This window comes from Paenibacillus motobuensis, from assembly GCF_039521865.1.
Lineage (GTDB): Bacteria > Bacillota > Bacilli > Paenibacillales > Paenibacillaceae > Fontibacillus > Fontibacillus motobuensis.
This window is the reverse complement of sequence record NZ_BAAACX010000026.1, coordinates 57,939-84,548: the sequence shown is the minus strand read 5'-3', so window position 1 is coordinate 84,548 and position 26,610 is coordinate 57,939. Positions and strand designations below refer to the sequence as shown.

The window sequence follows — 26,610 nt, the reverse complement described above, 5'->3', positions numbered from 1 at the left end:
TTAACTATAGTTGTTTCTTGAAGCACTCGATTCCATTGGGGAATTGTTACAACTTCAAATTGTTGCTTTAAGTTTCGCCCTGCGGTCGCTACAATAACATAAATAGAGCAAGGAGTTGAAGGAGTCGAGACTTATGAATATACAGGATTTAAGGGAACATCGGCAGTATCCGGACAACATTGGGCAGGAAAAGAGTCGCGCCACCTTTGAACGTGACTACTCGCGGTTAATCCACTCGCCGACCTTTCGCCGATTGCAGGGCAAGTCGCAGGTATTCGGGGCAGGAACCGGTGATTACTACCGGACTCGGCTCACACATTCGCTGGAAGTGGCGCAAATTGCCCGGGAAGCGGCGCGCAGCTTGCTTCGCTCCTACCCGGATGTTGCTGCGGAACGGGCCGACCATCCCGGACTGATCATCGATCCTGAGGTTGTCGAGTGTGCGGCGATCTGTCATGATTTCGGGCACCCTCCCTTCGGACATAAAGGCGAAGAAGTGCTGGACAATATATTGGAGAAGCTGGTTGAAGAGAAGATCAGGCTGGCTTTGAAGAATACCAATCCATCACCCGAAGAAGAGCAGCGGGTCCGGGAAGCTATCCGTCAAAAGTACGAGCATTTTGAAGGCAACGCCCACAATTTCCGGTTAATGATGTTCCTGGAGAAACGGGAAAATATCGATGGACTTAACTTGTCTGACGCGGTCTTGCTTGGAACAAACAAATATCCGTATCCTGGCACCGTTAATAAAAAGGGCCTCTACCTGCACGAATGGGAGTATATTTCCTATATCCGTGATCGTTGGGGGATTCCAGAAGGTAAAAAAACGTTCGAAGCGCAGCTAATGGATTTATGCGACGATATCGCCTATTCGGCACATGATCTTGAGGACGGCATCAAAGCGGGGAAAATTGAGGTGCATGAGCATTTTCTCAAGGATTCCCACATTCAGCGGCTGATTGTTGAGAAAATTATGACGTTGGAGGACTTCTTCTGGGACGGCTGGATGCCGGATAAGATTCAGGTCAAGGTTGAGGAGGTACTGGATTCGTTCTTGCGGGTATGGAACGAGAAAATGCCGATTTGCGACCACGATTATTCCCGGACACGCCGCGAGGTAAAGGCATATTGGGTCAGTCTATTCGTCTCCAGCCTTGGCGTCGTCCCTGATGGGAATTGGCAGAAGGTGACCTTCGTTAAGGAGGGGCGGGAGGATGAGGATATGCTGCGTACAGTAAGCGTACTGAAAAGCTTCGCTTGGGTAACGATGATTCGTGACTTGCGCGTACAGCGGCTGCAGAAGCGCAGCGCTTGGGTTATCAAGCGGTTATGGGACGCTTTTGTCGATCCGGAGACATCCAAATCGATCATTCCTGGCGACTGGCTGCGTCGCTTTGACCGCGATCAGGCGAGAGAGAAGCCGATATGGACCTGGGAGCATATGATCATCGATTATATCGCCGGCATGACGGACGCCTATGCGGAGAAAATCTATAATGAGCTGTATGGACTTAAGGTAGGTACAATTTACGATATGGATTGATCAAAGAAGAGGCCAGCGTATAAGCCAGCCTCTTCTTTATTTATTTCTAACGAAACCTGGTATCGCTATTTGCGCTCAAAATGGCTGTTGAAAATTCTAACGAAACTGGGTATCGCTATTAGCCCAAATAGTGACTTGAAACCCTGAATTCGTCCCAAATAACGATTTGGAGTTTCGTTAGATTGGAATCACCCCTGTTTTTGGGAAAATAGCGATCTGTAGTTTCGTTATAGATCTAAACACGGTGGTTCTTACGCTAAAGGGGCGGGTTTGCATGGCATTTGCGGCACACCGGATAATATGATTCGTTGCCGCCGATTTGAATTTGCTCGCCGGTATAGACGGGCTTACCGTTCTCTACCCGCAAATTCATCGTTGCTTTGCGTGCACAGAACCAGCAGATCGTCTTCATTTCTTCTATCTTATCCGCGTAGATAAGCAGTTGGCGGCTGCCCTCAAACAGGTGATTCTGGAAGTCATTCTTCAGCCCGAACGCCATTACCGGAATGTCCAGCTCGTCAACGATCCGGACTAATTGTTTGATACTGCCCTCACTCAGGAATTGGCATTCATCCACCAATACACAGTAGAGCCGAGGAGTATGGCTTTTAACAATTCCAAATATGTCTGTATCCTTGTTCATTGGAATAGCTTGTCGGCGCAGCCCGATCCGAGAGGAGACGAAGCCGACCTCATCCCGATCATCGACAGCAGGAGTAAAAATAAGTACGGGTTTGTTCTGTTCCTCGTAGTTATGGGCCACCTTCAAAATCTCAATCGATTTCCCGCTATTCATTGCCCCGTATTTGAAAAATAATTGTGCCAATCTATGTCGCCCTTTCTCTAGTTCTTATCAATAACCATGATTATTCTATCACATATTGATAGGCTGAATGAATGCCTAATGAGAGAGCAATATTTCGAATATCGCCTTGTGATATAAATAGACATGAATTCGATACAGGGAGATGAAAAAATGGGTAAATTAGAAAATAAAATTGCTTTAGTGACTGGTGCAAGCCGGGGGATTGGTCGTGGCATTGCCTTACGTCTGGCACATGAGGGCGCATTAGTCGCGGTACACTATGGAACAAGACAAAATGAAGCAGAGGAAGTAGTTTATAAGATCAAGCAAGATGGAGGTACTGCATTTGCAGTCGGCGCTGACTTAAGAACTCTTAACGGTATTTATGATTTATATGAGTCATTGGATGAGGTCCTACGGGAACGTACGGGCGATAATCAGCTTGATATCCTAGTAAATAACGCTGGAATCGGTCAAATTTTAACTTTAGAAGAGGCTACAGAAGAATCTTATGATCAAGTCATGAACATGAATGTCAAAGCACCGTTTTTTGTTACCCAACAAGTGCTGCCGCGTCTTAAAGATGGAGGGCGTATTATCAATATATCATCATTTGTCACACGTGTAGCCTCCCCTAGCGTCTTCACGTACAGTATGTCGAAGGGAGCGATTGATGTACTTACGCTTGCTTTGGCGCAGCAACTAGGGAGACGCAATATTACAGTGAACGCAATTCAACCTGGTATTATTAATACAGAAATGAATACGGCAACGCTGCAAAATCCGAATGGACAGAAATATGCCGCTGGTATCTCTACTTTCAATAGGTGGGGTGAGCCTGAAGATATTGCGGATATTGCTGCCTTTCTTGCATCATCAGACAGCCGTTGGGTAACAGGTCAGTTCATTGATGCAAGCGGCGGATCTCATCTGTAATTACGGGGGCCTCAAAGAGAGCTGTAACAGTCTGCCGTCAGTGACTTGTTACAGCTCTCTATCTTGCGTTCAACGTGGACTTCCCGTATTATCATTACTTTTCGGCATTAGCCAGTATTTCTCCAGCCTCCAGTTTCGACATTTGGTCATAGTTATAAGTCTTTCCACTATCAGCCGCCAACTTCTGAATGGCAGACAACTGTGTCATTGTTGCTGGCTGAACCTGAATGAGTTCCATCATATTATCATGGGCAATCTTCTTTGCTAGCTCCGGGTCGTCCAGCAGATAAAGGATCCGATACATCGCGTCGATGGCCTGTTCCTCGCTCTCAATGCCATAGCCAGAGTCAGTGCTGAGCATGAAGCGATTCGGATACTTCTTCATAATCGGTATAAAGTTCTCGGGATGTCCTCCTCCTTCGGGATTATAGACGGAGAACCCGGCGAAAAAATCAGCATACAGATTCGAATGCTTCCCAAGCAATCGATCAATCTCCTCTGGTGAGCTGTAGGCGTTCATATGACCGAAGATAAAAGTCGTGTTCGGATGGGCCTCCAGTGCTTCTTCTAGCTTGAGAACCGGATAACCGTTAGGCGGATCAATGTGTAGCAGGATTGGCGCTTTATAAGTCGCAATGAGTTCATAGATGTCAGGTAGGAACCCATCCATAGGATCCGAGGCCTTCCAGGCGACACGGGATACGACGGGTGAGAAGGTCGAGGCAGCGGCAATCTCGCCAAGGCCGAAATAACCTTGCTCCAGATTGTTTCGAATGACGTCCAGACTGCCTTGGTCATGCAGGTCGAAGCCTGAGAAGAAGGGGAGGAATTGTTCGGGATAGCTCTGATAGGCTGACCAGGCGGCTGCATCTGTACTGATCGCGCTGGGCTCGGATACATCGCCGAAGAGAACGACTCTGTTGATATGATCTTTCTTCCAGAAATCCAGCATTGAGGAATAGCGCGAACCGGAGGCATCATGGTTATGTACATCGATTAACCCCAGTGGTTCGAAGGCATCGACAAGTTGCTCTAGTGTTGGAGTTCCCCCGGCTTGCTTCAGCTTCGTTACACGGTCTGTTACCTCACTCATGGAATTGGCCGAGGCTGTATCTCCCCTCTCAAAAGGCCAATAGTGTTTGCTGTTCAACCAAACAATGGCGATGATGCAGCAGACTGCCAATAGAGCTAGACTCGTCTGTTTTGGATTCAGACTCTTTCTCATTGTGCATCCTTCCCCTCTCCATTTTAGGAAACGTTTTCTAAATTGAATATAATATACTTTGATTTTCTATCATTTGTAAATTAATAAAATAGATGTATGCCAGCAAGATCGTCTTGCAACAATCACTTTACTTATTCCAAAGAATTCTCGACGTAATCAAGTAGATTTGGTAGCAACTGTGGGTGTTCGAGGTGTTACCCATGTTTACACAGTCACAGCAGAAAACCTTACTGCAAATACAAGAGCTGATGTTGTCGGGCCTATATCGTTTAGTGGGCTTGCCGTTAAAACGAGAACCTAAAAGTTATTAGCAATCATTTGTAATCTGTTGAACGAAAGGCCAAAAAGGGCTTTGACAGCCTGCCCCTTGGCAATCTGTCAAAGCCCTCCAATCCCGCGTCCAACGCGGACTCTAGGCTTATTAATCTTCTCCCGTCGCTATAGGATTCTCCTCATAGCTAACCCAGTCGCTCCAGCTTCTTCCCCCCACGAACTTCATATTCGGAGGGTTCCGAAACAAAAAAAAAGGGGGTTCGGAGCAGCGCGGCGGGAATGCCTCGTAGGACATGCCTTATGTGATTGCGAACAACCTAATTGTAAAATAAACTTGACAAAGCATCAAGTTTTCATTATATTGTGTACAGTTTAGTTTACATTTTGTAAATTATTCTTTAATCAGGAGGTCAATATGTCCTATCAGGAAAAAAAAATTTATGTTTCCGTCATCAGCAGTATACTCATCTTCACCCTCTACACTTTATACGCGATAAAAAATGCCGAGGAAGGCAGCATCACTTCGGCCAGCGACTTTAGTTTTTGGGGTTCCTTCATTCTGGTGCTGCTCCCGGTGTCGATTATAGCTAAGGTTATCATTCATATCGTGTTTGTCATCTTTAATAAGATCGCCACGAATGAAGATGAGCCTTCTTTTGAAGATGAGTTTGATAAGATCATCGAGTTGAAGGCAGACCGGATTTCGCTTTATGTATTTTTCCTCGGGTTTATATTATCCATGGTTCCGCTCGTTACGGATCTTCCAACTTACTTAACGTTTCTTGGGTTGATCTTCTTCGGTTTTTTATCCGATCTACTGGGACGTATCGCTCAATTATACTTTTATAGAAAAGGTGTTTAACATGGGAAAGGGTGCGATCAGCAATCATATACGGAATCTTCGCTTTCATCATAACGAGATGACCCAGCAGCAATTAGCAGATAAGGCTGGGGTCACCAGACAAACGATTTTTGCTATCGAGAAGGGGAATTATTCACCTTCATTGGAGTTGGCTTTTCGCATCGCGCGTGTTTTCGGAAAGTCCATCGAAGAGGTCTTTCAATATGATGATGAACAATAAAATATGGATAAAACTGGGATTTTCATCATCGCTACTTCTTTGACCTCTAAATCGCACGTCCTTTATAAGGAGGTTAATTATGTTGAGGAAGAGTACAAATTCAGGTAGATGGTCTGCAGTAATTACTGGGGTGTTATTAATAGCCGGGTTGGTTACAGGTATATTTAGTGTTGTTCCTGTTATAGATGGAGCAGACTACCTTATTAAGGCTTCTACTAATGAAAACCAGGTACTAATAGGAGCGTTTTTCCAGTTGTTAATGGTTGTTGCATATGTTGGTATTCCTATTTTGATGTATCCGATTTTAAGTAAGCATAATAAAGGTTTAGCTCTTGGATCTGTTGCTTTCGGCATCATTGCGGGTGTGTTCATTATTATTGGTGTAATCATTCTTCTGTTGCTATTGACATTAAGCCACGAATTTGCAAAAGCTGGAACTCTGGATGTATCGTATTTTCAGACTCTGGGTGGATTGTTGCGGGAAGGACGTGATTTGGTGAACCACGTGGCCACGACACTGGCATTTGTTTTGGCTATGTTCTTGTTTAACTGCATATTTTACCAAACAAAATTTGTCCCACGTTGGTTGTCCGTATCGGGTCTTATTGGGTCAACAATGTCCATATTGGCAAGCTTATTATTTATGACTAGCTTCATCGATCTGGATGCAACCTACATGACATTGAACGTTCCAATAGCCGTCCAACAATTGGTTTTGGCCATATGGCTAATCCTTAAAGGATTCTATCGGGCGCATGCTCTGGAAAAGAAGGTATAGCTGAAATGAATAAATCAGAAAGTTTTTGGGACAAAACAGCAAGTAAATATGATCAATTAGAGATGAAGGATGAACAGTCTTACATCAATATAATAAAAAGAACGAAAACGTATCTCAAAATAAGCGACATTGTTTTGGATTACGGCTGTGGGACTGGATTGATATCAAATGAAATTGCAGAATATGTGAAAGGGATTCATGCGATTGATATCTCTTCTAAAATGATAGGAATTGCAGAAAAAAAGGCAAAAGAGCGAAACATTGCAAATATCAACTATTCTCATTCGACCATTTTTGATGAAAGGTACAAGAAAGGCTCATTTGATGTCATCCTGGTTTTTCATGTTCTGCATTTGTTGGAAGATGAACATATCGTTCTACAAAGAATGAATGAACTGTTGAAACCGGGAGGATTATTGATTTCTGCAACACCGTGCGTGGGAGAAAAGATAATTTTAAGGAACTTGTTGTTCTTTGCAGGTAGAGTTGGTTTAGTGCCGAATATAAGACCATTTAAAATACGCAATTTAGTCGATACAATTGAGGAAGGAAATTTTTCATTTGTCGAAACGGATTGCTTGAAGAAAAGTTCTCAAGAATATTTCATTGTTGCTAGGAAGAATTGATAGGTTACAAAGGAGCCGTTTCACCAAATACTTCCTTTACTTATGTCGTCCGTTCTTGATCAGCTGTTACCTAAAATTGAACAGCATCAAAATTCGTGGCAGTCACTTGGGAGTCCTTTTCTCCGGTTGACTGCCATTTGTTGTCACAGCCCCCAAACCCGGTCCGACGCGGCCTCTCGGCTCTTATTCTTCTCCCGTCGCAATCGGGTTCTCACTGTACGAAATCCAATCGCTCCAACTTCCCGCATAGAGTTTTACCCTCTCATATCCTGCTTCCTTCAGCCCAATGAAATTCGGACAAGCCGAGACGCCTGAACCGCAGTATACGATAATTTCCTTGTCGGTGGGAAATTCCTTGTAATGCTCCGCTAGCTGATCGGAAGTAATCCATTTTCCATCCTGTTCTACGAGCAGCTTCCAGAACTTATTCTTGGCTCCTGGAATATGACCGGCCGCCTTATCCATCGTCTCCTCCAATCCTTGATAGCGTCGCGGATCGCGCGAATCGATGACGATTACTTCCCTATTACCGGCTGCGCTGCGTACCTCATCCATGCTGGCAAGTATTTCAGGATGCAGGCTATATGAGTAGCTTGCAGGCACGCGGATCGGCTGATCAGCGGTCACCGGATAATTGGCATTCTTCCAAGCTGTGAAGCCCTCGTTCATAACATAGGCCTGTTTATGTCCTAAATAGCCCAGTAGCCACCATAACCGGGAAGCATACATTCCGCCTTGGTCGTCATAGGCGATAATTCGTGTTTCAGGCGTTATGCCGATTTTGGCCAGAGTAAGGCTCAGTTGGTTCGGATCGGGAAGAGGATGGCGTCCACCATGCTCGCCTATCGGGGAGGAGAGGTCTTGTTCAAGATCTAGGTAGACCGCGCCGGGAATATGCTCCTCTTCATAGGCTTTCCGTCCTGCGTATGGCTTCCCCAATTCAAAGCGGCAATCCACAATCGTTACGTCGGGCTCGTACATCCGTGCCAGCACCCAAGGCTTGCTTACCATAATGCTCATAAAAGAATAACACCGCCTTCTAGAAATAATGAATAATGCCAGTATACACCGTTTGCAGTAAAGAAAAAATAACCAGGCTACATGCACAGGTGCATGAGGCCTGCTGTACATAATAAATAAGAGGCGGTATGATTAGGGACGCGGATAAGTATCGAAATTTCAAAAAAATAAGCACCCCGCCGCGACGAAGTGTCTATGGGTTTATCCAGATTTAATTGCGGTACACGATACGAATATTTAGATGGAAGTATGTCTCTTCGGTATAATGCTGATTGGGACAACTCTTGATACAGCGAAGTGAATCCGATGTGACATGAAGCTTTTTATCGCAATCCGGACAGCGGTCCTGAAATAAAGATTTGAGTTTGCTAAGCATGTCAACACCTCCGCACATATTTATCCTATTGAATTACTCGGTTTTTGTTTATTATAGCGCATCCTGATTCATTCGTATATCGGTTGTGCAAAATATTATGAGCAGCTTGGGAGGTATACATACGTGGACACAGCAGGATATTTCATTATGTTTCTGATTGGCCTAATAGGTTCGTTTTTTTCCGGCTTGCTAGGCATTGGTGGGGCGATTATTAATTATCCGCTGCTGCTGTACATTCCTGATCTACTTCATGTAGGTAACTTTACCCCGAAAGAAGTAGCGGGAATCAGTATGTTTCAGGTGTTCTTTTCGTCTTTGGCAGGTGTCCTGGCATACAAGCAGCAGAGCAAGAATGAAAAGCCCTTAATGCATAAAGGGCTGATCAGCAATATGGGGATCAGCATCCTGATTGGCAGTTTGGCAGGCAGCGTTAGCTCTAAGTATTTGCCTAGTGAGACGATTAATATCCTATACGGAATACTGGCCGTCATCGCGGCTATCATGATGATGGTACCAAATCGGGGGAGCAGGGAAAATACGGAGCTTCGGGAGATTTCCTATAACCATGTTACTGCTTCTGTTGCAGCACTCTTGGTTGGGATCGTATCCGGGATTGTAGGCGCAGGCGGCTCGTTCATCTTAATCCCTATCATGCTGACCGTATTAAAGCTCCCTACCCGTGTTACGGTGGCATCTTCACTTGCCATTGTATTTATTTCGGCGATTGGCGGTGTAACAGGCAAACTCATCGGCGGAGGGATTCCGCTGCTGCCCACGATGTTTACGATATTCGGCAGTGTTATTGGCGCTCCGATCGGCACTCGGGCTAGCCGTCACCTGAACGTGAAGTACCTTCGGGTTGCATTAGCCGTGCTAATCGCCGCAACCGCCATAAAAATCTGGTGGGGCATTATTGCGTGAATGGAGTAAGGTAAGAGACAACTGTAAAAAATCAATTGCTGGGACCAGGACGTATCGCTATAATGTGGTGTGTTGACATGTAAAATATACATATTTTTGGATCGAGGGACGCTAAAATGTACTCCAGGGTTAAATCATCTGTGTCATATGAAGTACTCTATATAATCGGTATCATAGCGATATCGTTTTCTTCTATTTTTGTGCGTTGGTCTACCGCCGAGGTATCTATTATTGCGATGTACAGATTGTATCTTACAAATCTGCTTATGCTCCCTCTACTATGGAAGTATCGTAAAGAAATGCTTCAGCTGGCTTCCAAACAATGGCTCTTGTTGATCTCATCGGGACTCATGCTGGGACTGCATTTTCTGTTGTGGATGGGCTCCTTGCAACTAACGACAGTAGCCAGCTCAACGGTAATTTTAACCTTGGAGCCGATTATCGTTATGTTCGGATCATTTTTACTGTTCGGCGCCCGGATCAACCGGGCTATGCTAATTGGTCTCGGTCTCGCTCTCATTGGCTCAATTGCTATCGGCATTGGAGATTTCCAGCTATCGGAGGAGGCAATTCGGGGGGATATTCTATCTCTTCTAGGGACAGTCGCGGTAGCGGCACATATGCTGATCGGCAAGCACTTACTTAAGAACTTGAGCGCTTATGTGTATAATTTTTGGGTTTTTGCGATCGCGGCAACTTTTCTGGGAGGGTATAACCTAGTTCGTCATATTCCGTTTACAGGTTATGCGCCGAGAGAATGGGGGATTTTCCTTCTGTTGGCTGTAGTACCGACTCTATTCGGCCATTATCTGTTCAACTGGCTGATGAAGTATATTAGTGCGGCTGCTGTATCCATGGCTGTATTGGGGGAGCCAGTCTTTGCGTCTTTGCTGGCATGGCTGCTGCTAAAGGAGGCCCTTAGCTCTGTACAATTGTGGGCTGGAGCCATAATATTATGTGGTGTGGCGATCTTTATCCGCTATGGCAAAGACGCACCTTCGGATCAAGTAAGCCATGGCCAAATTGGTAGATCCACTTCTGATTCCGAAGGCGCTTAAGTCGGTTTATCTGGAATTTATATGATGCGTTCGTTCGGGTCATTTCGAAGAAAAAATAAGCCCCTATTTTTATAAATTACCCCTTCTTTAATTGAAAAAACTCGCATTCTTGACGCGAATGATACGTGAGATCACTAACGCTGGTCTGAGTAATAATCTTATCCTCGGTAAAGCGGACGATTATTGCTCCGCTCTCAACCATATGACTATTGTGAAATACGCGAATCCGCAGCTGACGGTCCAGCGCATCCTGGAAATCTTGATCAGTGTTAAGGCGTCTATTAATCGGCATAATGTCCGTTCTCCTTCTTCTCTCTGAATGAATACTCTTGTCTGTAACACTTGAAATAGCATAGCAATCAGAACAGGCTGTTGTCCAGCCCAGGGTATTTAGAATGTCCTTCCATACTAAATGTAATGAGCCCAGTCCATTTTATAGGTCATTTCCATACAATATAGCAGTCTAGAACCGCTATAGGGGGATGATGTTATGGTGAAGCATAGGGGCAGGCGGCCCGTTCACGCCCCAACAGGAGCAGCATTGCAGCGGATTGCACGGCAGATGCTGCCCTTTTACAAAGCTATAGCCTGTAATCGAAAATATGCCGCAGCCTGGAGCAGGACTGTCGTCTCGGCTGATCTTAATGCGATGATCAAGCTACTACGCAAAGTATCTCCTGTGTTGGGCAAACATGGACTAGGAACCAATGCGATCGGATATTTCATTTCATTTGCGATTAATAAATCAAGCTATTCGAATGGTGTAACGATTCCGCCAGGAACGGTGCGATTCAAGTTCGAGACCGCTGCTCACTGCGCCTTGACACGGGCAATCTTGCCTCTTTATCGCAGGCTGGCTTGTCAGCGTTCCTTCGTGGATCGACTTGCCCGGGCCATTCGTTGTCATAATAAACCGCTGGCAATTGCACTCATCCGTAGCACTATAAGGTCTTCGGCATTGAAGGCAGTCTATATCGATCATACTGGCTTTGGGTTGAGTTTCAAATTTCCTTTCAGTAAACATGTGTATCAGAATCTATTGTTTCTTGAATTCGAGAAGTAAATAACGGCCCCAAATATGGGTCAGGACGACTTATTGGAATCACAAACGGAAGACTCCTATGTCAATGTAGGAGTCTTCCGTTTGTATTGGGAATAAGCACGAAATCATCGTAAGTCCAAACTAAGATCGTTGTCGAGGTCGTTATCCTCGATTCCACCTCAACCTCGAACTCCACAAACGGATTGTCCGTATCGACTTCTATTTATTATTAGGAGGAAATGAGAATTTATAGTCATGCAGGATGAGATGCTATAATGGGGGGAGGAAGGGAGTGCATTTTTTACAATATGAAAACTTTGGTATTGGCGGAAAAGCCGTCTGTTGCGCGTGAGATTGCGCGGGTGATGGGTAGCCGTGAGAAGCATAAGAGTCATTTTGAAGGAAGTAAATATGTAGTTACCTGGGCGCTTGGCCATTTGGTTGGACTTGCTGAGCCTGAGGATTATGATAAAAAATTTGCCAACTGGTCACTGGAGGACCTGCCGATTCTCCCTGATAAAATGAAACTAAAGGTGCTAAGAGAAAGCAGTCATCAATATAAGGCCGTTCAGCAGCTTATGCGCAGGCAGGATATCAAGGAACTGATCATCGCCACCGATGCGGCGCGTGAGGGAGAGCTTCTGGCTAGATGGATCATGGATATGGCGAAATGGAACAAGCCGTTCAAGCGGCTGTGGATATCGTCACAGACGGATAAAGCGATCAAGGAAGGGTTCGCATCACTCAAGCCGGGAAGCCAGTTCGAACGGCTGTATCAGTCGGCCCGCTGTCGTGCAGAAGCAGATTGGATGGTCGGCTTGAACGTTACGAGAGCCTTGACCTGTAAATTTGGATCGCCTTTATCGGCCGGGCGTGTACAGACACCTTCGCTAGGAATGATTATGCAGCGTGAGAATGAGATTCTTAGATTCCGCTCGGAGGAATACAGCATTCTCCGCGCTGACCTAGGTAATTTTGAAGCGACCTGGCGGGGAAGCAATGGCGACTCGCGTATTTTTGATGGCGATAAGGTACAAGCTCTGCAAGATAAATTAAGCGGGCGCTCCGGTAAAATCGTCAAGCTAAAAAAGACAGAGAAGCATGTCCCTCATCCTCTTGCTTATGATCTGACGGAGCTGCAGCGGGATGCAAACCGCCTGCTTGGCTTTTCGGCCAAGCAGACATCGAACGTGCTGCAGCGCTTGTATGAGCAGCATAAGCTAGTTACCTATCCGCGTACGGATTCACGCTATTTATCCTCGGATATGGCCGATACGTTAAAAGAAAGGCTGACTAGTGTAGCCATCGGTCCTTATGCGGCGATCGCCCGGCCTCTGCTCCGCAAGCCGCTGCCTATATCGAAGCGTATCGTTGATGATAGCAAGGTTACCGATCACCATGCGATTATTCCTACGGAGCAGACCGTGCTGTTGAACGCACTAAGCTCTGAAGAACGCAAACTGTATGATCTGATCGTACGGAGGTTCATCAGCTTGTTCTATCCGCCTGCTCGCTATGACAATGTCGCCGTAGAGCTTGATGTTACAGGAGAAACCTTGCACGCCAAGGGTATTACGATGAAGGAGAGTGGCTGGCGAGCTGCTTATGATGAGTCGCTTCTTGATGGAGATGAAGACGATGATGATCTGGAGAGCGGAGCATCACTTCCGGAATTGAAGGAAGGGGAAGCTGTAACCGTTAAGCGCTGCATAATTCAGAGCGGCCGTACTCAGCCGCCGAAGCGTTATACCGAGGCAGCCCTCCTGACGCAAATGGAGAAGCATGGCCTTGGCACGCCGGCGACACGCGCAGATATTATCGAGAAGTTGGTGAATTCGGATACGATAGAGCGGCAGGGAAATCTGCTGCATCCAACCGGCAAGGGTAAACAATTGATTGAGCTAGCTCCAGCGGATCTGCGCAGTCCTGACCTGACGGCACGTTGGGAAGCGGAGCTCGAGCGGATCGCTCGCGGACAAGGTAAACCGGGACCGTTCCTGGGCGGTATCCGCGAAATGGCGCAGAGCCTGGTGAAGGGCGTTAAGAATAGTGAGGCATCTTATAAGCCGCATAATGTCTCGAACAGTCATTGTCCAGATTGCGGGACAAGATTGTTGGAGAAGAAGACGAAGCGGGGCCTGCTCTTAATCTGCCCGAATGAAGACTGCGGCTATAAACGCTCCGGAGAGAAGAGATTGTCCAATCGCCGCTGCCCGCAATGTCATAAGAAAATGGAGATGAAGGAGGGCAAGGCAGGACTATATGTGCAGTGTCTTTCCTGTGGAATAACTGAAGTTATGAATAAGGATTCGAAGCATATCAACAAGCGGGAACAGCAGAAGCTGGTCAAGCAATATGCGAAGCAGGAGCCGGTCGGCAATAATCTGGGTGATCTGCTCAAGGCTGCAATGGAGAAGAAGAATCAGTAATTGTTATGCATAAATCATTTATCATCCCGGGATGCTATGCCTGGAGGTGGTATGCACATGCCGCATAATAAAGCGCAGAAAATCAAAAATCAGCAGAACAAGTCAAGTATTATGGAAGCCGCTGATGAGCTTCAGCCTAAGAAGCAGGCGGAGAGGCCATCCAGCTTGAACAAGATTCCGAAGCAGGAATCCTAGCTGCTGCATGGAAGCTCCCCTTGCGGGGAGCTTTTTAATTGCTGAGATTGGCGTTATAATATTATTAGATAGAGCTATCTCTATCTCGAATTCGAAGGGAGCAATCGGCATGAGAATGGGCCTAGTAATCTGGCTGATTTTTATTAATTTAGTGGCCTATCTGGTCATGTCCGACGATAAGCGGCGCGCAAGGCAGAGGAAGGAAAGAATCCCCGAGAAGACGCTGTTCCTGCTGGCCTTCATCGGCGGGGCGTTAGGCGTATTGATCGCCATGAATACGAAACGCCATAAGACCAAGCACATGAGCTTCCGGATCGGGATTCCGCTGTTACTCCTTTTGAACGCGGTGTTGTATGGTTATTTTCTAACCTGATTTATGATTGGCGCATCAAATTCTATCGTACTATTGGCTAGTTGACGGTTAATCGTATTAATACTTAGATGAGAGAGGTGCTTGTCATGTTATTCTCCAAAATAGTAGCAGCATACGATGGATCCAAAGCGGGTACCAAAGCGTTAGACAAAGCGATTGAATTGGCAAAATTAAACCCGGATGCAACGCTTGAAGTGCTTCATGTATTTGATTTTCCGCGGTTCTATGTAGCGGATGGCTTTGCCCCTGTACCTGCTTCCGTGAATGAGGAGTTCTATGAACTTGCAGAGAAGACGGTGGAGGAAGCTAAGAAGCGACTTGAAGAGGCAGGGGTTAATGCTACCGTTCAATTGATGCAGGGTGCGCCAGCAGAAGTCATACTTGATTATACGAAGAAGAATCATAACGATCTGATTGTAATTGGCAGCCGCGGTCTTGGCGGCATACGCGAGTTCGTGCTTGGCAGCGTCAGCCACAATGTTGTACAGCATGCCAGAATCCCGGTTCTGGTCGTAAAATAAAGAATAAAGCTTAAGATAAGGGCTAGCTCTTAGTGAGGAAGATTGCTAAGAGTTGGCCCTTGTTTACTTTTTAGATGCTAGGAAGGTGTAATGGGTATTTTCTCTCTATTAATCTAGTATTTCGGCGAATAGGGGAGGGTTTCATCTATCTATGTCGAAATAATAGAGTAAGACTAACGATGTTGGGAGAGAAATTATTTTGCCTCGTTTCAAAATGTGGAGAGTTGCTGTATGTGTCGTTCTTTTACTAGGTAGTGCTAATGGTCTCTATGCTTCAGGTCAGGCTTATGCGGCCAAAGGGAACGCTGCTGAAGTCAAGACAGTGAAGAAGCAAAGTACCAAGCCAAGTGATAATTCTAAGAAGATTGAATATGCCAGAAGTACGGTTGAACGTTTGAATGTACGTACAGAGCCAAACTTGAAGGCAGCAGTTATCCAGATGATCGGCAAGCAGAGTACATATCAAGTGCTGGATAAGCAGGGGAAATGGATCAAGATTAAGCTGGCGAAGTCTGATGGATGGGTACACACCGATTATATCGAGTATGTGAAAGACGGGAACAAAGGAACTGTTAAGGACGAGACTAAAGTCGTTAAGAATGAGACAAAAGCCGTCCAGGACGAGACTAAGATCGTTAAGCAGGAGCAGGATAAGTTCCAGAGCGGTCAAGAGGAGAAGCCTCAAACCGTGGAGCAGAACAAACCTGATCAAGCGGCGGACGGAGAGTCCGATGCTGGGGATCAGAGTGCTTCCGTCGTTAAGATTGTTGATGTTACTAATTTGCGAGTCGGACCTGGCATGGATTATGAGATCGTTGGCAAGGCACAGCCCGGCGAATCTTATACAATCGTAGAGAGTGATGGAGAGTGGTTCAAGGTCGCACTGCAGGATGGCAACACGGCCTATATCGCTGGCTGGGTTGTGCAGACTGGTTCTGCCAACGATGCGCAGGACACTGCGGGACAGTCCAATGCTGAAGTGAATTATGAGAATCAAGTATTCATTTATTCCTCTCATAATCGGGAATCCTGGCGAAGTGTTGCCCGTAATGTGAAGGGCTCTTCGGTAGATGATCGTGATATTAATATTGCGATGGTCGGCAGGTATCTAGGTGATGTGTTACAGGAGAAGGGTGTACCGACGTTCGTTAATAACATCGATATAGCGAGGCGGTTGGAGGAGCAAAGACTCAGCTATTCCAAATCATATGAGGAATCGCGCAGGGCGATTAATACAGCGCTGAAGACGAATCCTTCATTGACTTATTTCCTCGATATCCATCGTGACAGCGATGTACCGAAACAGACGACGACAACTTCGATTAACGGGGAGTCCTATGCGCGCATTTTGTTCGTGATTGGAACGAATCATAGCAACCATGCGAAGAATAAGCAGTTTGCCGATGCGCTGAATGAGCTGTTGAAGCAGAATTACCCTGGCTTGTCTCGGGGCGTGCTGCTGAAGACTGCAAAGCAAGGTAATGGCGAATACAATCAATCGGTATCCCCAGGCAGCATCCTGATCGAGATCGGGGGAGCCAATAATACGTTCCAGGAAAGCCAGCGTGCCGCAGAAGCTTTGGCGGATGTGTTTGCACAGTACTATCATTCCAAGTAATAATTATATTTTTTATATCAGATAAGCGCAGAGACCGTCCTGTACAGCAGTTTAATACTGAGGACGGTCTCTTGTTATAAATACATAATTTATGTAGATTTGCGATGATATAAGGCTTTAAGATGAGGTTAACAAGGAGTAACAATGGTTAAAAACGAACATTAATATACATCGTTTTTATATTGTTCGTGTTTTAGTTGACATATGATAGGAGGGATTGTTAAACTAGACATAGAGAGGTAATTTACTCATAGAATGTTCACATCATAAGCTTTGTTGAACAAGCCTTTTTCTAATAAATTTTGTGGAATAATTGCTCGTATAACCTTGGGAATATGGCCCGGGAGTCTCTACCCGATTACCTTAAATAGTCGGACTACGAGTGAATACGTCAGTTTAGGATAGGTCATACCATTCTCCTTACGGATCATTGGAACAACGACATGCGGATGCTGCGAGTTTAGTCTATTGGCTTAAGTGAAGGCCAGCATGCATGGGTTAATGAAGATTGGACGAAGCCCCGGATGGGGAGTTTGTCCACGGTGTGGCGCAGCCTGAGACGAAGATAGCCGCATTAATCATTCATGAAGCCGATCGTTCTGTTCCCGTTGGTTGCAAAAGGGCGAGGGCGTATTCACTTTTGGTCCGGATTTCTGGAAATACTTTGTTATTTCTTGGAGTTTCCAGGACTTTTTTTGTTTCTTCTACCTTCTACATCAACGAAACGACACAACGTTATTTTCCCAGCCTTTTTAATAATTAATTCACCTCAATAGCAATACCCAGTTTCGTAATTATACTTTTACTTAAGAAAGTAGGTTGAAGAATGTCAGCACAGGTTGCAGTGATCATGGGCAGTAAATCGGATTGGGATACGATGTCTCATGCTTGTGTCATTCTGGAGGAGCTTGGGATTCCGTATGAGAAGAAGGTTGTCTCCGCTCATCGTACTCCGGACTTGATGTTTGAATTCGCAGAGCAGGCAGCAGGGCGCGGTATTAAGGTGATTATTGCTGGTGCGGGCGGCGCGGCCCACTTGCCAGGCATGGTTGCCGCGAAGACGACCCTTCCTGTCATTGGCGTTCCGGTCAAATCCGCTGCGCTTAACGGACTTGATTCACTGTTGTCCATCGTACAGATGCCTGGCGGCATTCCTGTAGCAACGGTTGCGATCGGCAAGGCGGGAGCTACCAATGCTGGCCTGCTGGCTGCGCAAATCCTTGGCGCGTTTGATCCTGAGTTAGCGCAGCGTCTGGAGCAGCGGCGTACAGCATTACGTGATGCGGTCATTGAGACAAGCGATGATCTAGTGTTGGAGGAACGACAATAATGGATAGAATGATCTCGGAGCGTAAAGCTGTCACAGGACTTGAGACGGAACGGATTATTCAGCCAGGCGCGGCCATCGGCGTCCTTGGCGGAGGTCAGCTTGGAAGGATGATGGCGCTCGCCGGAAGCAATCTGGGCTATCGCTTCATCGCGCTTGATCCGACACCTGCTGCGCCGTGCGGTCAGGTTGCTGATCAGATCGTAGCTGCTTACAGCGACAAGGAAGCAGCGAAGGTACTTGCTGAACGATCGGATGTCATTACTTATGAATTCGAGAATGTCGATGCAGAGGTGGCGGCCCTGCTTGCGGAGCAATCCTATGTGCCGCAAGGAAGTCGCCTGCTGTACACCACGCAGCATCGTCTGCGGGAGAAGAAGGCGGTGGAAGCTGCGGGGGTACGCGTGGCCCCCTACGCGGAGATTGGTAGTGAAGATGAACTGAGGGCGGCTATAGCTAGGCTCGGATTACCGAGTGTTCTGAAGACGGCGACCGGAGGCTATGACGGCAAAGGGCAGTGGGTGATCCGTTCGGGAGAGGAAATTGCTGTGGCCTATAGGGAGTTAAGCAAGGCTGGGACGGAACTCGTTCTGGAGCAATTCATCCCCTTCGAGAAGGAATTGTCCGTCATTGCTGCACGCAGTCCACGTGGGGAGATTAAGACATTTCCTGTTGCCGAGAACATTCACGTCGATAATATCCTGCATGTATCGATTGTTCCGGCTCGGGTAGCCGAGTCAATCCAGCGTGAGGCGGAACGGCTTGCCGCTCGTATCGCCGAATCGATGGGTGCGGTCGGATTACTTGCCGTGGAGATGTTCCTGACGAAGGACGGAGAGCTGTTCGTTAACGAACTTGCCCCGCGACCTCATAATTCTGGACATTACACAATGGAAGCCTGCAATACCTCACAGTTCGAGCAGCATGTCCGGGCGATATGCAATCTTCCGCTCGGCGATCCTTCGCTGCGAACACCTGTCGTAATGGTGAACATACTTGGAGAGCATATAGATAAGGTTGTACAGGCGATGACAACGGATCAGTGGCATAGGGATTTGTCGAACTCCGAAGACCAGGATGGACAGGAACAGCCAGACGAACAGATGGCTTCGGGTAGGCAGACTGGATTTGCCGTCATTCCGAAAGTACACTTATATGGAAAGAGCGGTTCGGTACCTAAACGGAAGATGGGGCATATCAATTTGCTCTGTGGAGAGGTATCGGACGGGCTCGACTGGATAAAGAAAACCAAAATATGGAGGAATCAACATTCATGATTGAACGTTATAGTAGACCGGAAATGAGAGCGATCTGGACGGAGGAAAATAAATTCAAGGCATGGCTGGAGGTTGAGCTGTGCGCTTGTGAAGCTTGGTCGGAGCTAGGGATTATTCCTAAGGAAGATGTTGAGCTGCTGCGGAAGAACGCTTCGTTTGATATGGACCGGATCTATGAAATTGAACAGGAGACGCGTCATGACGTTATTGCTTTTACACGGGCTGTATCTGAGACATTGGGTGCAGAGCGTAAATGGGTTCATTACGGTCTGACCTCGACCGACGTCGTTGATACAGCTCTTGGCTATTTGCTGAAGCAGGCCAATGAAATCCTGGAACGGGATATTATCAATTTTATTGAAATTTTGCGTGATAAGGCGCTGACTTATAAAGATACCCCGATGATGGGGCGGACGCATGGGGTACATGCCGAACCGACCACCTTCGGATTAAAAATGGCGCTCTGGCATGAAGAGATGAAACGCAACCTGGATCGCTTCCGTCACGCGGCAGACAATGTGCAATACGGTAAAATCTCCGGTGCTGTCGGAACGTACGCCAATATCGATCCTACGGTTGAACAATTCGTCTGCAAGAAGCTTGGCACGAAGGCAGCTCCAATCTCGACACAGACGCTGCAACGCGACCGTCATGCTGAATATATGGCGACGCTGGCTCTAATCGCTACTTCGCTCGACAAGTTCGCTACCGAGATCCGCGCATTGCAGAAGAGTGAATTCCGTGAGGTGGAGGAAGCCTTCGCCAAAGGACAAAAAGGCTCCTCAGCGATGCCGCATAAGCGCAATCCGATCGGTTGCGAGAATATTTCTGGTTTGTCTCGTGTCATCCGTGGTCATATGATCTCTGCTTATGAGAATGTGACACTCTGGCATGAGCGCGACATCTCGCATTCCTCGGTCGAGCGGGTCATTCTCCCAGATGCAACGATGCTGCTCAATTACATGTTGAATCGCTTCGGTAATATCGTGAAGAATCTAACGGTATTCCCTGAGAATATGAAGCGCAATATGGAGCGCACTTACGGCGTGCCGTTCTCCGGCCGCGTGATGACGAAGCTTATTGATAAAGGCTTCAGCCGTGAACAAGCTTATGATACAGTGCAGCCTCGGGCGATGCAGGCTTGGGAGACGCAGCGTCATTTCCGTGACATTATCGAGGAGACGCCGGAGATTACAGCGGTGTTAAGCAAGGAAGAGATTGAGGATGCGTTCAATCCAGCTTGGCATTTGAAGCATGTGGATACAATCTTCCACAAGCTCGGATTGATCGAAGACTAAGGGGAGTTCATCGCCTCTTATGAGGCTTAAACGGCAGCGCCGCTTGACGATAGATGTTGAATGAAGGGCAGGGCAGGCGGCGCGCGCCACTAAGGAGGACAGTGATTATGTCAGCAAGAGCCATTTCTACGGCGGAGGGCCTCGTGAACGCCCCGCTGCTGTACAAAGGTAAGGTCCGCGAATTGTATGATCTTGGTGAACATTACTTAATCGTCGTGACCGATCGGATTTCCGCTTTTGACTATGTGCTTGAACCGGCCGTTCCTGATAAAGGCAATGTTCTGAATCGGCTAAGCGCCTTTTGGTTTGAGCAGACTGCAGAACTGATGGAGAATCATGTCGTGCATACCGATGTCGAATTGCTTGGCGATGTGATCAGCGAAGAGAATAAGGACGTTCTACGTAAAAGAGTGATGGTTACCCGCAAAGCGCAGCGCATCGATATCGAATGTGTGGTGCGTGGTTATGTCACCGGCGGAGGCTGGCGGCAATATCAGAAGAACGGTAAGATTAACGGCATTTCGCTTCCGGAAGGCTTGCGGATGAATGATCAATTGCCGGAGCCGATCTTTACTCCTGCAGCCAAGAACGATGTTGGCCACGATGAGGATATCTCGTTTGAAGTGATGGCGGAGAAGGTTGGAGTCGAATTGGCTGAGCAACTACGCAACCGCAGTCTTGAATTGTATGCCTTCGCTCGTGATTTCTGCGAGAAGCGCGATATTATTCTTGCTGATTGCAAGCTGGAATTCGGTCTGATCGACGGCGAGCTGATTCTGATTGACGAGATTTTCACTCCAGATGCATCTCGTTTCTGGGCCAAAGAGAAATATGCGTTGGGTGTGGATATTGACAGTATGGATAAAGAACCGGTACGCAATTATCTGGCCCATTCCGACTGGGATAAGAACAGTCAGCCTGATCCGCTGCCGACATCTGTAGTCGATGAGACTTCACACCGCTATCGTGAGATTTACTCTCGTATTTCCGGGCAGCAGCTATAAAACTGGTATTTTCCGCAATGATATTTTAATAGACAGATTACTTGGCATTGACAACTAGATTTTCTATCATCCTGTGTTTCAAGCTTTTGTATTCATAGAGCAGTTCATAAAATTATATCGCGGCAGCGCCGCAATACAAACCCTTAGGAGGAACATGAGAGATATGTTGAAAGCGAAGGTCTATGTCACCATTAAACAAAGCGTACTTGATCCGCAGGGAGTTGCCGTACAAGGCGCACTGCATTCTATGGGATTCCACGAAGTAGGAAGCGTTCGTATCGGTAAGTATATGGAGCTCCAATTGGATACGGATGACCGCTTCGAGGCCGAGGCTCGTGTCAAGGCAATGTGTGAGAAGCTTCTGGCGAATACGGTCGTAGAAGACTACCGCTTTGAATTGGAGGGCTAATTCATGAAATTCGCAGTACTCGTATTTCCCGGTTCCAACTGTGACATCGACTGCTACAAAGCGGTAGAGGATACATTAGGTGAACCTGTTGATTATGTATGGCATACTGCTACGGATTTATCCGTCTATGATTGTATCCTAGTTCCGGGCGGTTTCTCATATGGTGATTATCTTCGCTGCGGCGCGATTTCCCGCTTTGCTCCAGTTATGGCTGAGGTAGCCAAAGCGGCAGAGGCAGGCAAGTATGTGCTTGGCATTTGCAACGGATTTCAAATTTTGACGGAGGCGGGCCTGTTGCCAGGAACACTGCGCCGCAATATGTCGCTGAAGTTCCGCTGTCATGACACGCTTCTGCGGGTTGAGAACAACAGCAATCCGTTCACGAGCGAATATGCACTTGGCGAGGAGATTAACATTCCGATCGCTCATGGGGAAGGCAACTATTATTGCGATGAAGCGACTCTCACGCAGCTGCAGACGAACGGGCAAATTATTTTCCGTTATGTTAATAATCCGAATGGGTCTCTTGACGATATCGCTGGTATCTCCAATGAACGCGGTAATGTGGTCGGCATGATGCCGCATCCAGAACGTGCAGTTAGCAGTCTGCTTGGATCAGAGGATGGTAAGAAAATGTTTACATCGATTTTGAAGACTTGGAGGGATCAGCATGAGTCAGCAAGTGTCCGCTAAAGAACCGAATGCAGAGCAAATTGCAGAGCAGCAAATTTATAAACAGATGGGCGTTTCGGATAGCGAGTATGAGCTGATCTGCGGATTTCTCGGCCGTAAACCGAACTATACAGAGATCGGCGTATTCAGCGTAATGTGGTCCGAGCACTGCGCATACAAGAACTCCAAGCCGCTACTGAGAAGATTTCCAACTAGCGGCCCACACGTATTGATGGGTCCTGGAGAAGGCGCAGGTATCGTAGATATCGGCGACAATCAGGCGGTTGTATTCAAAATTGAAAGTCATAACCACCCTTCGGCTGTTGAGCCTTATCAAGGTGCGGCTACTGGGGTAGGCGGCATTATTCGCGATATTTTCTCCATGGGCGCAAGACCAATCGCTTCTCTGAACTCTCTGCGTTTCGGCAAGCTGGAGAGCGACCGGGTTAAATATTTGTTCGAGCATGTAGTAGCTGGAATTGCTGGTTACGGCAACTGTATCGGGATTCCGACGGTTGGCGGCGAGGTTGTCTTCGATGAGTCCTATGACGGTAATCCGCTTGTCAATGCGATGTGTGTCGGTCTAATCGATCATGATAAAATCCAGCGCGGTGTGGCGAAGGGTGTTGGTAACCCGGTGTTCTATGTGGGGCCACCAACAGGTCGCGACGGCATCCACGGTGCGACGTTCGCATCCGAGGAACTGACTGAGGAGTCGGAAGCGAAGCGTACGGCTGTACAGGTTGGCGATCCGTTCATGGAGAAGCTTGTGATGGAAGCTTGTCTGGAACTGATCGATACGGGCATCGTACTCGGTATTCAGGATATGGGTGCAGCGGGTCTTACCTGCTCCAGCGCAGAAATGGCTAGTAAAGCCGGCAACGGTCTGGAGCTGTATCTAGACGAAGTTCCACAACGAGAGGAAGGCATGACGGCTTATGAAATGATGCTCTCAGAGTCTCAGGAACGAATGCTGTTTGTGGTAGAGCCAAAGGATGAAGCTCAGGCACTGGAGATTTTTGAACGTTGGGGCGTGATTTGCTCCAAGGTTGGTAAAGTAACGGATGACGGTCGTCTGAAGCTGATTCATCATGGCGAAGTTGTTGGCGATATGCCAGTGACAGCGCTTGTTGATGAATGTCCTATCTATAATAAACCGTCTAGCGTACCTGCTTACTATGAAGAGAATGCAAATATAGATACTTTAAGATATGAAGAAGTTCGTGATTTGAACGGTGCATTGGACAAAGTGTTATCTTCGCCTTCTGTAGCCAGCAAGGCATGGGTCTACAACCAATACGATTACATGGTGCGTACGAGCACAGCAGTGCGTCCAGGTTCAGACGCTGCTGTCGTAACGGTGCATGGAACACGCAAGGCGCTGGCCATGACGACGGACTGTAACGGACGGTTCGTGTATCTCGATCCTGAGGTTGGCGGCAAGATCGCCGTAAGTGAAGCAGCGCGCAATATCGTCTGCTCCGGTGCAGAGCCGTTAGCGATTACGGATAACTTGAACTTCGGTAGCCCGGAGAAGCCGGATATTTTCTGGCAGATGGAGAAAACGGTTGACGGGATGGCGGAAGCCTGCCGTGTCCTTGATACTCCAGTCATCGGCGGTAATGTCAGTCTCTATAACGAAAATACCAAGGGTGCGATCTATCCGACACCTGTCGTTGGTATGGTCGGTCTAGTGCATGATACGGATCATATCACAACGCAAGGCTTCAAAAATGAGGGAGATGCCATTCTCCTGCTTGGTAACACTTATGGTGAACTTGGAGGCAGTGAGTTCCAAGCTGTTGTTCATGGCACTACTGAAGGACGTCCACCGCAGCTTGATTTGAATAAGGAAAAATCACTGCTTAACGCAGTTCTTAAGGCAATTCAGAGCGGATTCGTTCAATCGGCACACGATCTCTCTGAAGGCGGTCTTGCAGTCGCTTTAGCAGAATCCTGCATCAGCGGTGGTTTAGGAGCTCAAGTTGAGCTGCCTGCATCGGACTTACGTGCGGACATCGCCCTGTTTAGTGAATCTCAATCGCGCATCCTGCTCTCGTCTTCGCCAAATCATGTGGATGAGCTTGTACAGTTGATCGGGCAGTACGGCGTGCCAGTTCAGGTAATCGGAAGCGTGGAAGGCAAGGATCTTGTCGTTCATGCAAGTGGCACTGCTGTTGTGAATAGACCGGTACAGGAGCTGAAGCAGGTCTGGGAGGATGTCATTCCATGTCTGATGAAATAATGCCTTTCTGGACAGGTGATTATTACAACGAGGGCAGCGGGCGAGACGGCATATTCGATAAACTAAAAGAGGAGTGCGGCGTATTCGGGGTGTTCGGTCATCCCGAGGCCGCTTCCCTATCTTATTACGGCCTGCATGCGCTGCAGCATCGTGGTGAAGAGAGCGCAGGGCTCTGCGTTACGAATGGAACGGAGTTCAATTATCACCGCGAGATGGGGCTGGTCAAGGAAGTGTTTGACCGTGACAAGCTGTCCTCACTGCAGGGAGAGTGCTCGATCGGTCATGTTCGTTATTCGACAAGCGGAGATAGCCGCCTAACGAATGCCCAGCCGCTCATCTTCAAGTATCGCGACGGCGACCTTGCGGTTGCGACGAACGGCAATATCGTCAACGCTCCGAAGATCCGCCGTGAGCTGGAGCAGTCCGGCTCGATCTTCCAGACGACAAGCGATACAGAAGTCATCGCTCATCTGATCGCCCGTTCCTCTAAGGACTTCGTGGAGGCGGCGAAGGATGCGCTTCGTCAGTTGGTCGGCGGATTCGCCTTCCTGTTGATGACGAATGACAAGCTGCTTGTTGCCAGCGATCCAAACGGCTTGCGGCCTGTTTCGATGGCACGACTTGGCGATGCTTATCTGTTCTCGTCCGAGACTTGTGCCTTTGAGGTTGTCGGGGCAGAGATCATTCGCGACATCCGCCCTGGCGAATTGCTGGTGTTGGATGCGAATGGCCTCCGCGAAGACCGCTATGCCGAACCGCAGCGTAAAGCTCTATGTGCGATGGAGTATATCTACTTCGCTCGCCCGGATAGCGATCTGAACGGCTCGAATCTGCATTCGGCCCGGAAGCGGATGGGCCAGGTCATGGCTCAAGAGTCTTTTGTCGATGCGGATGTTGTTACAGGTGTGCCGGATTCCAGCATTTCAGCGGCGATTGGCTATGCGGAGCAGACCGGGATTCCATATGAGCTCGGCTTGATCAAGAACAAATATACTGGCCGGACCTTCATTCAGCCTAGTCAGGAGCTGCGTGAGCTCGGCGTAAAGATGAAGCTTAGCGCTGTACGCCGTGTTGTGGAGGGGAAACGTGTCGTTATGATCGATGACTCCATCGTGCGCGGAACTACATCTCGCCGTATTGTTAATTTGCTGCGTGAAGCAGGGGCAACAGAGGTGCATGTCCGCATTACCTCACCACCATTCAAGAATCCATGCTTTTATGGGATTGATACACCGGATCGCGGCGAGTTGATTGCCTCCTCCCGCTCCGTCGAGGAGATTCGCCAGGAGATTAATGCCGACTCATTGGAATTTTTAAGCGCAGAAGGCTTGATTCAGGCTGTCGGCGGCGACAATAAAGATGACTATAAAGGCGGTATGTGTATGGCTTGCTTCGACAACGACTACCCTACACGCACCGACTTTAATGGTGAAGAGAAGTACGGCTGTACTAGTTAATATTTCTAACGAAACTACAATTCGTTATGTTGGTTAAATCGATGGGTATGCGGTTTCAATCGTATCGCTATCGGGACTAATCTGGTGGTAATTTAGTCTA

At 47.5% G+C, this 26,610-nt stretch carries 26 protein-coding genes, 1 pseudogene and 1 riboswitch; of the genes and pseudogenes, 23 read left to right on the top strand and 4 right to left on the bottom strand.

All coding sequences use genetic code 11. The features are described from left to right. The first annotated feature begins 133 nt into the window (after positions 1-133). The gene (locus ABD014_RS22920; protein ID WP_343865240.1) at positions 134-1,543 is read left to right on the top strand and encodes a deoxyguanosinetriphosphate triphosphohydrolase family protein; all 1,410 of its coding nucleotides are present in this window, start codon (positions 134-136) and stop codon (positions 1,541-1,543) included. A 256-nt stretch (positions 1,544-1,799) separates the two neighbouring features. On the opposite strand, the gene ABD014_RS22915 is transcribed toward ABD014_RS22920, so the two are convergent. Beyond that, the gene (locus tag ABD014_RS22915; protein ID WP_343865238.1) at positions 1,800-2,369 is read right to left on the bottom strand and encodes a thymidine kinase; all 570 of its coding nucleotides are present in this window, start codon (positions 2,367-2,369) and stop codon (positions 1,800-1,802) included. A gap of 150 nt (positions 2,370-2,519) precedes the next feature. On the opposite strand from ABD014_RS22915, the gene ABD014_RS22910 reads away from it, so the two are divergent. Next, a complete protein-coding gene (locus ABD014_RS22910; RefSeq protein WP_343865236.1) occupies positions 2,520-3,284 on the top strand; it encodes an SDR family oxidoreductase in 765 nt (254 codons plus the stop codon). 94 nt (positions 3,285-3,378) lie between these two features. On the opposite strand, the gene ABD014_RS22905 is transcribed toward ABD014_RS22910, so the two are convergent. Next, positions 3,379-4,509: an amidohydrolase family protein gene (locus ABD014_RS22905; RefSeq protein ID WP_343865234.1), complete on the bottom strand. Its 1,131-nt coding sequence runs from the start codon at positions 4,507-4,509 to the stop codon at positions 3,379-3,381. 112 nt (positions 4,510-4,621) lie between these two features. On the opposite strand from ABD014_RS22905, the pseudogene ABD014_RS22900 reads away from it, so the two are divergent. From ABD014_RS22900 to ABD014_RS22880, 5 genes and pseudogenes are all read left to right on the top strand, one after another. Beyond that, a pseudogene (locus ABD014_RS22900) lies at positions 4,622-4,810 on the top strand (exosporium protein C); the annotation flags it as partial. A gap of 387 nt (positions 4,811-5,197) precedes the next feature. Then, the gene (locus ABD014_RS22895; protein ID WP_343865232.1) at positions 5,198-5,644 is read left to right on the top strand and encodes a hypothetical protein; all 447 of its coding nucleotides are present in this window, start codon (positions 5,198-5,200) and stop codon (positions 5,642-5,644) included. Position 5,645: 1 nt separating this feature from the next. Beyond that, complete coding sequence (locus tag ABD014_RS22890; protein ID WP_343865230.1) at positions 5,646-5,864, top strand: helix-turn-helix transcriptional regulator; 219 nt, start codon at positions 5,646-5,648, stop codon at positions 5,862-5,864. A gap of 79 nt (positions 5,865-5,943) precedes the next feature. Continuing rightward, on the top strand, positions 5,944-6,642 hold the full coding sequence (locus ABD014_RS22885; protein ID WP_343865228.1) for a DUF4386 domain-containing protein: 699 nt from the start codon (positions 5,944-5,946) through the stop codon (positions 6,640-6,642). Positions 6,643-6,647: 5 nt separating this feature from the next. Further along, a complete protein-coding gene (locus tag ABD014_RS22880; RefSeq protein WP_343865226.1) occupies positions 6,648-7,268 on the top strand; it encodes a class I SAM-dependent methyltransferase in 621 nt (206 codons plus the stop codon). A 183-nt stretch (positions 7,269-7,451) separates the two neighbouring features. Here ABD014_RS22880 and ABD014_RS22875 read toward each other — a convergent pair whose 3' ends face one another. Next, positions 7,452-8,288 carry a sulfurtransferase gene (locus ABD014_RS22875; RefSeq protein ID WP_343865224.1) on the bottom strand — a complete coding sequence of 279 codons (837 nt, stop codon included), beginning with the start codon at positions 8,286-8,288 and terminating at the stop codon, positions 7,452-7,454. 499 nt (positions 8,289-8,787) lie between these two features. Between ABD014_RS22875 and ABD014_RS22870 the strand changes: the two genes are divergently transcribed. Beyond that, positions 8,788-9,585 carry a sulfite exporter TauE/SafE family protein gene (locus ABD014_RS22870; protein WP_379340745.1) on the top strand — a complete coding sequence of 266 codons (798 nt, stop codon included), beginning with the start codon at positions 8,788-8,790 and terminating at the stop codon, positions 9,583-9,585. 116 nt (positions 9,586-9,701) lie between these two features. Beyond that, positions 9,702-10,643: a DMT family transporter gene (locus tag ABD014_RS22865; RefSeq protein ID WP_343865222.1), complete on the top strand. Its 942-nt coding sequence runs from the start codon at positions 9,702-9,704 to the stop codon at positions 10,641-10,643. 76 nt (positions 10,644-10,719) lie between these two features. On the opposite strand, the gene ABD014_RS22860 is transcribed toward ABD014_RS22865, so the two are convergent. Beyond that, positions 10,720-10,935: a hypothetical protein gene (locus ABD014_RS22860; RefSeq protein WP_343865220.1), complete on the bottom strand. Its 216-nt coding sequence runs from the start codon at positions 10,933-10,935 to the stop codon at positions 10,720-10,722. A 198-nt stretch (positions 10,936-11,133) separates the two neighbouring features. Here ABD014_RS22860 and ABD014_RS22855 point away from each other — a divergent pair, with 198 nt between their 5' ends. The 14 genes from ABD014_RS22855 to purF all read left to right on the top strand — a co-directional run bounded on the left by ABD014_RS22855 (position 11,134) and on the right by purF (position 26,510). Then, positions 11,134-11,706 (top strand): hypothetical protein, encoded by a 573-nt coding sequence (locus ABD014_RS22855; RefSeq protein ID WP_343865218.1) that lies wholly within the window; start codon positions 11,134-11,136, stop codon positions 11,704-11,706. A 287-nt stretch (positions 11,707-11,993) separates the two neighbouring features. Continuing rightward, complete coding sequence (locus ABD014_RS22850) at positions 11,994-14,114, top strand: DNA topoisomerase III (protein ID WP_343865216.1); 2,121 nt, start codon at positions 11,994-11,996, stop codon at positions 14,112-14,114. A 57-nt stretch (positions 14,115-14,171) separates the two neighbouring features. Beyond that, positions 14,172-14,309 carry a hypothetical protein gene (locus ABD014_RS22845; RefSeq protein WP_343865214.1) on the top strand — a complete coding sequence of 46 codons (138 nt, stop codon included), beginning with the start codon at positions 14,172-14,174 and terminating at the stop codon, positions 14,307-14,309. Positions 14,310-14,418: 109 nt separating this feature from the next. Next, positions 14,419-14,682, top strand: coding sequence for a DUF1294 domain-containing protein (locus ABD014_RS22840; RefSeq protein WP_068778265.1), 264 nt, complete (start codon positions 14,419-14,421; stop codon positions 14,680-14,682). Between the two features lie 86 nt (positions 14,683-14,768). Beyond that, entirely contained in the window at positions 14,769-15,203 is a 435-nt protein-coding gene (locus tag ABD014_RS22835) for a universal stress protein (protein ID WP_251416717.1), read from the top strand. 199 nt (positions 15,204-15,402) lie between these two features. After that, positions 15,403-16,821, top strand: a complete 1,419-nt coding sequence (gene spoIIP, locus ABD014_RS22830; protein WP_343865210.1) for a stage II sporulation protein P — start codon at positions 15,403-15,405, stop codon at positions 16,819-16,821. A gap of 297 nt (positions 16,822-17,118) precedes the next feature. After that, positions 17,119-17,220: riboswitch (purine riboswitch) on the top strand. Between the two features lie 427 nt (positions 17,221-17,647). Further along, a complete protein-coding gene (gene purE / locus ABD014_RS22825) occupies positions 17,648-18,151 on the top strand; it encodes a 5-(carboxyamino)imidazole ribonucleotide mutase (protein ID WP_343865208.1) in 504 nt (167 codons plus the stop codon). 8 nt (positions 18,152-18,159) lie between these two features. Continuing rightward, positions 18,160-19,425 carry a 5-(carboxyamino)imidazole ribonucleotide synthase gene (gene purK / locus ABD014_RS22820; protein ID WP_343865329.1) on the top strand — a complete coding sequence of 422 codons (1,266 nt, stop codon included), beginning with the start codon at positions 18,160-18,162 and terminating at the stop codon, positions 19,423-19,425. Then, entirely contained in the window at positions 19,422-20,723 is a 1,302-nt protein-coding gene (purB, locus tag ABD014_RS22815; RefSeq protein WP_343865206.1) for an adenylosuccinate lyase, read from the top strand. The genes purK and purB overlap by 4 nt, the downstream gene beginning before the upstream one ends. Positions 20,724-20,830: 107 nt before the next feature. Then, a complete protein-coding gene (locus ABD014_RS22810) occupies positions 20,831-21,727 on the top strand; it encodes a phosphoribosylaminoimidazolesuccinocarboxamide synthase (RefSeq protein ID WP_343865203.1) in 897 nt (298 codons plus the stop codon). A gap of 163 nt (positions 21,728-21,890) precedes the next feature. After that, the gene (gene purS / locus ABD014_RS22805) at positions 21,891-22,136 is read left to right on the top strand and encodes a phosphoribosylformylglycinamidine synthase subunit PurS (protein ID WP_068778258.1); all 246 of its coding nucleotides are present in this window, start codon (positions 21,891-21,893) and stop codon (positions 22,134-22,136) included. Between the two features lie 3 nt (positions 22,137-22,139). Then, a complete protein-coding gene (purQ, locus tag ABD014_RS22800) occupies positions 22,140-22,829 on the top strand; it encodes a phosphoribosylformylglycinamidine synthase subunit PurQ (RefSeq protein ID WP_343865200.1) in 690 nt (229 codons plus the stop codon). Continuing rightward, positions 22,807-25,053 carry a phosphoribosylformylglycinamidine synthase subunit PurL gene (gene purL, locus ABD014_RS22795; protein WP_343865198.1) on the top strand — a complete coding sequence of 749 codons (2,247 nt, stop codon included), beginning with the start codon at positions 22,807-22,809 and terminating at the stop codon, positions 25,051-25,053. The genes purQ and purL overlap by 23 nt, the downstream gene beginning before the upstream one ends. After that, complete coding sequence (gene purF, locus ABD014_RS22790) at positions 25,038-26,510, top strand: amidophosphoribosyltransferase (protein ID WP_343865196.1); 1,473 nt, start codon at positions 25,038-25,040, stop codon at positions 26,508-26,510. The genes purL and purF overlap by 16 nt, the downstream gene beginning before the upstream one ends. Positions 26,511-26,610 lie beyond the last annotated feature (100 nt).

Excerpts from the sequence above, each read along its gene's own strand:
- ABD014_RS22920 (WP_343865240.1), top strand. The coding sequence starts at position 134 with ATGAATATACAGGATTTAAGGGAACATCGGCAGTATCCGGACAACATT.
- ABD014_RS22910 (WP_343865236.1), top strand. The coding sequence starts at position 2,520 with ATGGGTAAATTAGAAAATAAAATTGCTTTAGTGACTGGTGCAAGCCGG.
- ABD014_RS22905 (WP_343865234.1), bottom strand. The coding sequence starts at position 4,509 with ATGAGAAAGAGTCTGAATCCAAAACAGACGAGTCTAGCTCTATTGGCA.
- ABD014_RS22895 (WP_343865232.1), top strand. The coding sequence starts at position 5,198 with ATGTCCTATCAGGAAAAAAAAATTTATGTTTCCGTCATCAGCAGTATA.
- ABD014_RS22890 (WP_343865230.1), top strand. The coding sequence starts at position 5,646 with ATGGGAAAGGGTGCGATCAGCAATCATATACGGAATCTTCGCTTTCAT.
- ABD014_RS22885 (WP_343865228.1), top strand. The coding sequence starts at position 5,944 with ATGTTGAGGAAGAGTACAAATTCAGGTAGATGGTCTGCAGTAATTACT.
- ABD014_RS22880 (WP_343865226.1), top strand. The coding sequence starts at position 6,648 with ATGAATAAATCAGAAAGTTTTTGGGACAAAACAGCAAGTAAATATGAT.
- ABD014_RS22875 (WP_343865224.1), bottom strand. The coding sequence starts at position 8,288 with ATGAGCATTATGGTAAGCAAGCCTTGGGTGCTGGCACGGATGTACGAG.
- ABD014_RS22865 (WP_343865222.1), top strand. The coding sequence starts at position 9,702 with ATGTACTCCAGGGTTAAATCATCTGTGTCATATGAAGTACTCTATATA.
- ABD014_RS22860 (WP_343865220.1), bottom strand. The coding sequence starts at position 10,935 with ATGCCGATTAATAGACGCCTTAACACTGATCAAGATTTCCAGGATGCG.
- ABD014_RS22855 (WP_343865218.1), top strand. The coding sequence starts at position 11,134 with ATGGTGAAGCATAGGGGCAGGCGGCCCGTTCACGCCCCAACAGGAGCA.
- ABD014_RS22850 (WP_343865216.1), top strand. The coding sequence starts at position 11,994 with ATGAAAACTTTGGTATTGGCGGAAAAGCCGTCTGTTGCGCGTGAGATT.
- ABD014_RS22845 (WP_343865214.1), top strand. The coding sequence starts at position 14,172 with ATGCCGCATAATAAAGCGCAGAAAATCAAAAATCAGCAGAACAAGTCA.
- ABD014_RS22840 (WP_068778265.1), top strand. The coding sequence starts at position 14,419 with ATGAGAATGGGCCTAGTAATCTGGCTGATTTTTATTAATTTAGTGGCC.
- ABD014_RS22835 (WP_251416717.1), top strand. The coding sequence starts at position 14,769 with ATGTTATTCTCCAAAATAGTAGCAGCATACGATGGATCCAAAGCGGGT.
- purE (WP_343865208.1), top strand. The coding sequence starts at position 17,648 with ATGTCAGCACAGGTTGCAGTGATCATGGGCAGTAAATCGGATTGGGAT.
- purK (WP_343865329.1), top strand. The coding sequence starts at position 18,160 with ATGATCTCGGAGCGTAAAGCTGTCACAGGACTTGAGACGGAACGGATT.
- purB (WP_343865206.1), top strand. The coding sequence starts at position 19,422 with ATGATTGAACGTTATAGTAGACCGGAAATGAGAGCGATCTGGACGGAG.
- ABD014_RS22810 (WP_343865203.1), top strand. The coding sequence starts at position 20,831 with ATGTCAGCAAGAGCCATTTCTACGGCGGAGGGCCTCGTGAACGCCCCG.
- purS (WP_068778258.1), top strand. The coding sequence starts at position 21,891 with ATGTTGAAAGCGAAGGTCTATGTCACCATTAAACAAAGCGTACTTGAT.
- purQ (WP_343865200.1), top strand. The coding sequence starts at position 22,140 with ATGAAATTCGCAGTACTCGTATTTCCCGGTTCCAACTGTGACATCGAC.
- purL (WP_343865198.1), top strand. The coding sequence starts at position 22,807 with ATGAGTCAGCAAGTGTCCGCTAAAGAACCGAATGCAGAGCAAATTGCA.
- purF (WP_343865196.1), top strand. The coding sequence starts at position 25,038 with ATGTCTGATGAAATAATGCCTTTCTGGACAGGTGATTATTACAACGAG.